Annotated in this window: 4 protein-coding genes; 3 read left to right on the top strand and 1 reads right to left on the bottom strand. The window is 72.0% G+C overall.

What is annotated here, in order from left to right; all coding sequences use genetic code 11:
- Nucleotides 1–216: 216 nt before the first annotated feature.
- The 3 genes from ACZ4WV_RS26415 to ACZ4WV_RS26405 all read left to right on the top strand — a co-directional run bounded on the left by ACZ4WV_RS26415 (nt 217) and on the right by ACZ4WV_RS26405 (nt 5,127).
- Nucleotides 217–1,461, top strand: coding sequence for an HRDC domain-containing protein (locus tag ACZ4WV_RS26415; protein ID WP_465750846.1), 1,245 nt, complete (start codon nt 217–219; stop codon nt 1,459–1,461).
- A 271-nt stretch (nt 1,462–1,732) separates the two neighbouring features.
- Nucleotides 1,733–2,977 carry a thiolase family protein gene (locus tag ACZ4WV_RS26410; RefSeq protein WP_465750844.1) on the top strand — a complete coding sequence of 415 codons (1,245 nt, stop codon included), beginning with the start codon at nt 1,733–1,735 and terminating at the stop codon, nt 2,975–2,977.
- A gap of 2 nt (nt 2,978–2,979) precedes the next feature.
- Nucleotides 2,980–5,127, top strand: a complete 2,148-nt coding sequence (locus tag ACZ4WV_RS26405) for a 3-hydroxyacyl-CoA dehydrogenase NAD-binding domain-containing protein (RefSeq protein ID WP_465750842.1) — start codon at nt 2,980–2,982, stop codon at nt 5,125–5,127.
- A gap of 103 nt (nt 5,128–5,230) precedes the next feature.
- Here the strand turns inward: ACZ4WV_RS26405 and ACZ4WV_RS26400 are convergent, their stop codons facing one another.
- Complete coding sequence (locus tag ACZ4WV_RS26400) at nt 5,231–6,757, bottom strand: ArnT family glycosyltransferase (protein WP_465750840.1); 1,527 nt, start codon at nt 6,755–6,757, stop codon at nt 5,231–5,233.
- Nucleotides 6,758–6,794 lie beyond the last annotated feature (37 nt).

Genomic DNA, 6,794 nt, shown 5'->3' with positions numbered 1-6,794 from the left:
CCCCCTCCTCCCCCCCCCCCCCCCCCCCCCCCCCCCCCCCCCCCCCCCCCCCCCCCACCCTTCCCCCCCCCCCCCACCCCCCCCCCCCCCCCCCCCCCCCGCAGCGGTATGAGAGCTCAGCCGCCGCAGGCGCGGAGGGCACCGCCGCCTCCGGCCGCACCAGCCTGACCAGTCCGACCACACTCCCGGTTCCGGTGACCGTCGTACCCTTGGTGGGTGACCGACGCCGTAGCAGCCATCCCAGAAGAAGCAGCCCCGGTCCCGCTCCTCGAACCGAAGGAGGGGATCCCGCCCGTCGTGGCGGACGAGCAGGCGCTGGCCGCCACGATCGCCGCCTTCGCGGCGGGCGCCGGGCCGGTCGCCGTCGACGCCGAGCGCGCCTCGGGCTACCGCTACGGGCAGCGCGCGTACCTGATCCAGCTGCGCCGCGCGGGCGCCGGCTCCGCCCTGATCGACCCGATCGCCTGCCCCGACCTCAGCGCACTGGGCGCCGCCATCGCGGACGCCGAGTGGGTGGTGCACGCCGCCACCCAGGACCTGCCCTGCCTGGCCGAGGTGGGCATGAGACCCCAGCGCCTGTTCGACACCGAGCTGGCCGGCCGGATCGCCGGCTTCGCCCGGGTCGGCCTCGGGCCGATGACCGAGAACGTGCTCGGGCTGAGCCTGGCCAAGGAGCACTCGGCGGTGGACTGGTCCACCCGCCCGCTGCCCGAGCCCTGGCTGCGCTACGCGGCTCTGGACGTCGAGGTGCTGGTCGAGCTGCGCGACGCACTCGAACAGGAGCTGGACGCCCAGGGCAAGCTCGGCTGGGCCCTGGAGGAGTTCGCCGCGATCGCCGCCGCGCCCCGCCCGGCCCCGCGCACCGACCCCTGGCGGCGCACCTCGCAGCTGCACAAGGTCCGCCGGCGCCGCCAGCTGGCCGTGGTGCGCGAGCTGTGGCTGACCCGCGACCGGCTGGCGCAGGAGCGCGACGTGTCCCCCGGTCGGGTGCTCTCGGACGCCGCGATCGTCAACGCCGCGCTGGCCATGCCGTTGAACATCGCCGCGCTCCAGGGCGTGCAGGGCTTCGGGCCCCGGTTGCACCGGCGCCAGCTGGAGCAGTGGCTCGCGGCGGTGCAGCGTGCCCGGGAGATCCCGGAGAACCAGCTGCCGCCGGCCGCCGCGCCGCACGACGGACCGCCGCCGCCGCGCGCCTGGGCCGAGAAGGACCCGGTGGCCGCCGCCCGGCTGTCCGGCGCCCGGGCCGCGGTGAGCGAGCTGGCCGAGCGTCACCACCTGCCGGCCGAGAACCTGATCACCCCGGACCTGGTGCGCCGGGTCTCCTGGGAGCCGCCGGCCGAGTTGAGCGCCGAGGGCGTGGCCGCCGCGCTGCGCCGGCTCGGCGCCCGGCAGTGGCAGGTGGACCTGGTGGCGCCGTCAATGGCCGCCGCGTTCGTCGCGGCCGCCACGGCCCAGGACTGACCGGGCGCCGAGCCGGGGCGGGAGCGACCGGGCGGCACGCCCGCGCAGGACTCCGAAAAGGGGATGTCATCCGTACGGACGGCATCCCCTTCGGCATGTCCGGGAAGCATTCCTGGTCGGACGTGTCGCGGGACACACGGTCCGAACCCTCCGAGGGGCCTGGGCAGGCTGGTTACCGACGGGTAGCATGACCGTGATGCGGCGCCGCTCGGATCTTCGCCGGCGGCAGCCTGCCCACCTCGAAATGTTGGTCCCTGGGAGGAGAGCCCCCGTGCCTCGTACCGCGAGGGACGTCGTCTTCGTTGACGGCGTCCGCACCCCGTTCGGCAAGGCCGGCCCGAAGGGCATCTACCACGAGACGCGCGCCGACGACCTCGTCGTCAAGTGCATCCGGGAGCTCGTGCGCCGGAACCCGAACCTGCCCGTCGAGCGCATCGACGAGGTCGCGATCGCGGCCACCACGCAGATCGGCGACCAGGGTCTGACCATCGGGCGCACCGCCGCCCTGCTGTCCGGCCTGCCGAAGTCCGTCCCCGGCTACGCGATCGACCGCATGTGCGCCGGCGCGCTGACGGCCGTGACCACCACCGCCGGCGGCATCGCCTTCGGCGCGTACGACGTGGTCGTGGCCGGCGGTGTCGAGCACATGGGCCGCCACCCGATGGGCGAGGGCGTCGACCCGAACCCGCGCTTCGTGTCCGAGAAGCTCGTCGACGAGTCCGCCCTGTTCATGGGCATGACGGCGGAGAACCTGCACGACCGCTTCCCGCACATCACCAAGGAGCGCTGCGACGCCTACGCCGTGCGCTCCCAGGAGAAGGCCGCCAAGGCGTACGCCAACGGCGACATCCAGCCCGACCTGGTGCCGATCTCGATCCGCAACACCAACCCCGAGGTCGGCGAGACCGGCTGGGGCCTGGCCACCGTGGACGAGCCGCTGCGCCCGGGCACCACCATGGAGTCCCTGGCGGGTCTGAAGACCCCGTTCCGTCCGCACGGCAACATCACCGCGGGCAACTCGGCCGGTCTGAACGACGGTGCCACCGCCTCGCTGCTGGCCGCCGAGGACGTCGCCGAGGAGCTCGGCCTCCCGGTCAAGATGCGCCTGGTCTCCTACGCCTTCGCGGGCGTCGAGCCCGAGGTCATGGGCATCGGCCCGGTGCCGGCCACCGAGAAGGCCCTGGCCAAGGCCGGCCTCACCATCGACGACATCCAGGCCTTCGAGGTCAACGAGGCCTTCGCCGTCCAGGTGCTGGCCTTCCTCGACCACTACGGCATCGCGGACGACGACGAGCGGGTCAACCCGTACGGCGGTGCGATCGCCTTCGGCCACCCGCTGGCCTCCTCGGGCGTGCGCCTGATGAACCAGCTGGCCCGCCGCTTCGAGCAGCGCCCGGACGTCCGCTACGGCCTCACCACGATGTGCATCGGCTTCGGCATGGGCGGGACCGTCATCTGGGAGAACCCCCATTGGAGCGGAGCGGAAAAGTCGGCTGAGTTCGAGGGTGGTAAGTGATCATGACCAACACCACTGAGCTGCTCCAGCACGGCGCCGAGCTGTTCCCGGGCGAGGTCGTCACGACCGCGCCCGTCCGCCACCTGGACCTGCCGCTGAAGGCCGGCAAGCTGGCCCTGATCACCCTGGACAACGGCTTCGACCACACCAAGCCGACCACCTTCGGCCCGGGCTCGCTGCTCAAGCTGTCCGAGGCGCTGGACCAGGTCGAGGCCGAGGCCGCCGAGGGCAAGATCGTGGGCGCCGCGATCACCGGCAAGCCGTTCATCTTCGCGGTCGGTGCCGACCTCAAGGGCGTCGAGCTGCTCAAGCAGCACGCGGACGCGCTGGCCATCGGCAAGGGCGGCCACGAGGTCTTCAAGCGGATCGCCGCGCTGCCCGTCCCGACCTTCGCCTTCTACAACGGCGCGGCCATGGGCGGCGGCGTCGAGGTCGGCCTGCACTGCGACTACCGCACGGTCTCGGCGGGCGTCCCGGCCTTCTCGCTGCCCGAGGTCTTCCTCGGCCTCGTCCCCGGCTGGGGCGGCTGCACCATCCTGCCGAACCTGATCGGCGCCGGTAAGGCCGTCAAGGTCATCATCGAGAACTCGATGAACCAGAACAAGCAGCTCAAGGGCAAGGACGTGTTCGAGCTGGGGATCGCCGACGCGATCTTCGAGCCGGCCGACTTCCTGGAGCAGTCGCTGCTGTGGGCCGCCAAGGTGCTCAAGGGCGACGTCGTCGTCGAGCGCGAGGCGATCGACCGCGGCAAGGCCTGGGACGACGCCGTCGCCTGGGGCCGTCTGGTCGCCGACGGCAAGGTGCACGGCGCCGCTCCGGCCGCCTACAAGGCGCTGGACATCATCGCCGCCGTCAAGGACGCCGACCTCGCCGACAAGGCCAGCCTGCAGGCCGGCTTCGACGCCGAGGACGCGGCCCTGGCCGACCTCATCATGAGCGGCGAACTGCGCAGCGGCATCTACGCCTTCAACCTGGTGCAGCGTCGGGCCAAGCGCCCGGTCGGCGCGCCGGACAAGTCGCTGGCCCGCCCGGTCAGCAAGGTCGGCGTCGTCGGCGCCGGTCTGATGGCCTCCCAGCTGGCGCTGCTGTTCGCCCGCCGCCTGGAGGTGCCGGTGGTCCTCACCGACATCGACCAGGAGCGCGTCGACAAGGGCGTCGGCTACGTCCACGCCGAGATCGACAAGCTGCTCTCCAAGGGCCGGATCGGCCAGGACAAGGCCAACCGCCTCAAGGGCCTGGTCTCCGGCTCGCTCGACAAGGCCGTGGCCTTCGGCGACGCGGACTTCGTCATCGAGGCCGTGTTCGAGGAGATGGGCGTCAAGCAGACCGTCTTCGCGGACCTGGAGAACGTGGTCTCGCCGACCTGCGTGCTGGCGACCAACACCTCCTCGCTGTCGGTCACCGAGATGGCCTCGAAGCTGAAGCACCCGGAGCGGGTCGTCGGCTTCCACTTCTTCAACCCGGTCGCGATCCTGCCGCTGCTGGAGATCGTCCGCGGCGACAAGACCGACGACGCGTCGCTGGCCACCGCCTTCGCCGTGTCGAAGAAGCTGAAGAAGACCTCGGTGCTGTGCAAGGACGCCCCGGCGTTCGTGGTGAACCGGATCCTCACCCGCTTCATGGGCGAGATCCAGAGCATCATCGACGAGGGCACCCCTATCGCCGACGTCGAGAAGGCCGTCGAGCCGCTCGGCCTGCCGATGTCCCCGATCGTGCTGCTGGAGCTGGTCGGCCCGGCCATCGCCCTGCACGTCTCGGAGACCCTGCACGGCGCCTTCCCGGAGCGGTTCACCGTCTCCGAGAACCTCGCCAAGGTGGTCAAGGCCGGCAAGCGCGGCTTCTACACCTGGGTGGACGGCAAGCAGGTCCTCGACCCCGAGGTGCTGGAGCTGCTGACCTTCGGCGACACGGTGCTCACCGAGGAGCAGGTCCTGAACCGCGCGCTGGAGGCCGTCGCCCAGGAGATCGGCCTGATGCTGGAGGAGGGTGTCGTCGCCGAGGCGCAGGACATCGACCTCTGCATGATCACCGGCGCCGGCTGGCCCTTCCACCTGGGCGGGATCACCCCGTACCTGGACCGTGAGGGCGTCTCGGAGCGGGTGAACGGCAAGCGGTTCCTCGCCCCCGGCGTGGCCTCGGTGCCCGCGTAAGGCGTAGCGCCACGGAAGGAGCCCCGGCGACCTGGTCGCCGGGGCTCCTTCGCGTGTGCTCGGTGTGCGCTCGGTGGCCGAGCCGGTCGGTGTCCGATGCGGGTCAGTGCTTGAGGCGGTAGACCACGGTGTCGCCGATGACGCCGATCATCTCGTAGTGGGTGTCCAGCAGGTTCTCGATGCGGGGGATCATCACCGGCTGGTACGGGGCGATGCCGGAGTCGTCCACGAAGACCTCGGGCAGGCCGTTGGCCAGCTCCTTGTCGAAGGTCTGCCAGGCGTTGTTGACGCTGAACTGCTCGCCCACGTTCTGGCTGCCGTCCTTGCCGCCGCTGTAGTTGGTGAGGAAGCCCGCGGTCAGGTAGCGGGTCGCGGGCTTGCGGTCGGCCAGCCAGTACAGCTCGGGGTGCATGCCCCAGACCAGCACCGTGTCCTTGGGGGTGGTCTGGGCGGCGACCGCGGTGGCGACCTCGGTGTTGCGGCTCATCTGCTCCCCCGGCCAGGCCAGCGCCAGGCCCCAGAAGACCGTCGCGGCGGCGGTGGTGTACACCAGGACGGGCTTCCAGCGGATCGCCGAGGTGGCTACCGCGCCGGTGCCGAGCAGCACCAGCGGGGGGATCAGCTGCAGGTAGTAGTGGCCGAAGAAGTGGAAGCCCACGCTGACCGCGACGGCCGAGGAGAGCAGCCACACCCACAGGTCGGTGGTCGAGCCGTGCTCCTCGCCGGCCACCGGCAGCGGGCGGTGGCGGTGCTTGAACCAGAGCCGGCGGCCGACCGGGTAGAGGAAGCCGAGGCCCGCCGCGGCCAGGATGCCGAGGTTGCCGAAGGCGCGGCCGAGCATCTGCAGCCAGGCGCCGCCGAAGGTGGCGTAGTCGCCGCTGCCGGTGACCACCCAGAAGAGGAAGCCCTTGGGTTTGGTCAGGATGACCGCGACCAGCGCTATCGGCACCGCGAAGCCGAACCCGATCTTGAACAGGGCGGGCGGCCAGCGCACCCCCCGTCGGCGGGCGTCCTGGAGCAGCATCCAGAGCACCGGCAGCAGGACGGCGCCGCCGGTCTGCTTGGTCAGCGAGCAGAGCGCGACCGCGATGCCCGCGGCCAGCCAGCGGCGCCGTTCGGCGTACCGGAAGGCGGCCACCATGGCGGGCAGCATGAAGACCTCGAAGGTCGCCGCCTGGGTGTCCTCGGGGGAGAGCCCGATGGAGATCAGCAGGTACAGCAGTCCGGCCCCGGCCCCGGCGCGGTTGCCCCAGCGGCCGCGGGCGATCGAGGCCAGCAGGATCGCGGTGCCCAGGTGGGCCACCACGGCGAGGGTGCGCAGCGGCCAGAGCGAGGCGGAGCCGAAGACCGCGAAGCAGGACTGGTAGAGCCAGGGCAGCAGCGGCGGCTTGCGGTCCACCACGGTGTCGTACAGCACCCCGCCGTCCGCCAGCATCCGGGCCTGGGTGGCCAGGAACCCCTCGTCCGGGCTCCAGACGGGCCGGACGAAGGAGGGGATGTGGGTGACCAGTGCCACCAGCGCGAGCACCGGCACCAGCCTCGTCCAGTACCCCTGGCGTAGGTGGGTCCGGGCGCGCTCGGGCAGGCGCTCGGCCGGTCCGGCGGGGCGGAGGCGGGTGGGGGTGGGCACGGTTGACAACCTACCCGGCGGGATCGGAGCCGGTGGC

This window comes from Kitasatospora sp. NPDC029312, from assembly GCF_055569215.1.
The sequence above is the reverse complement of the archived record's forward strand: the minus strand, read 5'-3'. Positions and strand labels throughout refer to the sequence as shown.

Coding starts and splice junctions, on each gene's coding strand:
- ACZ4WV_RS26405 (WP_465750842.1), top strand. CDS start 2,980: ATGACCAACACCACTGAGCTGCTCCAGCACGGCGCCGAGCTGTTCCCG.